Source organism: Allobosea eneae, assembly GCF_042657265.1.
Taxonomy (GTDB): Bacteria; Pseudomonadota; Alphaproteobacteria; order Rhizobiales; family Beijerinckiaceae; genus Allobosea; species Allobosea eneae.
Genome location: NZ_JBHSLW010000138.1, coordinates 1 through 1,248 on the forward strand (window position 1 = coordinate 1; position 1,248 = coordinate 1,248).

The 1,248-nt window shown below is 44.6% G+C and carries 1 protein-coding gene; it reads right to left on the reverse strand.

All coding sequences use genetic code 11. The annotated features are described in order from the left end of the window. Positions 1-125: 125 nt before the first annotated feature. Positions 126-1,127 carry an AIPR family protein gene (locus ACFPOB_RS30460; RefSeq protein ID WP_377801888.1) on the reverse strand — a complete coding sequence of 334 codons (1,002 nt, stop codon included), beginning with the start codon at positions 1,125-1,127 and terminating at the stop codon, positions 126-128. Positions 1,128-1,248 lie beyond the last annotated feature (121 nt).

Here is a 1,248-nt window from a genome sequence, read left to right on the forward strand (position 1 = left end):
CGCGAACTCAGCCGACCGACCCGACCAGACGCCTTTGGCAGAGATTCAATCTGTTGCCATTTGATTGTTCGTTCATTGCCATTTGAAAGTTCGCGCTACATGTCTTGATCCCCACCCCCCAAAGCCTAGTTGCTACACCACTTCGGCAAGCTCTCTTGTATCTTTTCCATAAGCCGTTTACGGAGTTCAGTTCCCTTGGCTATTTGATCTGTTGCTCCAAGAATTTGGTATATATTCCACACCTCGTCAGTCGCCTTTTCAATTTCTGGATCATTTATTGTCTTTGCATCCAGTTTCGATACGTCGCCAGCCGACGGTGTCAATTTCTTGGTATGTTTCGCCGTGATCCAATAAAGGATATAGAATCTCAGATTTGATCTATCCCTAGCCCCCATTTCTGCGCGTCCCTTTAGAACTCTATCAATTGATTTTATAATAGTTGCGGCATTTAAGTATAATGATACGGGGTGAGATTCTGAGAATACTTCTGAGTATACAGAATTATCTTTGATCAAGGAAGATGGTCGTGCTCTCGCGCTGTCAGGTCTATTAAGTATCATTGACATAACGGCTTGAGCCATCAAGGGAATGCTTATGATCTTGTCAGCGGGTTTCCCTTCGTTCTTATAGAAGTTTTTTCTTCTATCATAGAAGAGTCCGTGTCCTTTCAGTGTTTGTTCGATATCCCTTTGGACTTTATCTGTGGCTCTTAACGAGGCGGGGGGGACTGCATTTTGACTATTTGTCGCTTTAATGATTTTGTCTCGTATTTCTTCATTCTCAGATGAAACGATCTTGATCATCACGTTTCTGCTGTCATTTTTTTCCGGATTCTCATCAAAGTGCCGCGCGATCTGTGTCGATGTCTGAAGACCATTAACAATCTGCGGGTTCTCGATGGTGGCAGTATCGCCATTCATGGTTGTCCTTGATGATAATATCGTAACTCCATTGTTCATGCACCAAAAGTCGACCGTTTCCTCTGACTCGAGAGTTTTTACTATCTCAGCATTTACTTCTGTATCGCCTTGAAAATCTCGTACATTCGATTCAAATAACTCAGCCTTAACTTTATCAACCGCGGATCCGCCTCTAAGGAATTTATTGTAATCCGATAGCGAGGCCAATATGATCTGTCCATTTACGGCGCTAAGAGCCCGTCCCGAAAGGGTTGAGCGACTGGGGCACTCGTGATTCCAAGGGGTTGTTCAGGCCATCTTGGAGCGAGCGATGTGGACCCCAGCCACT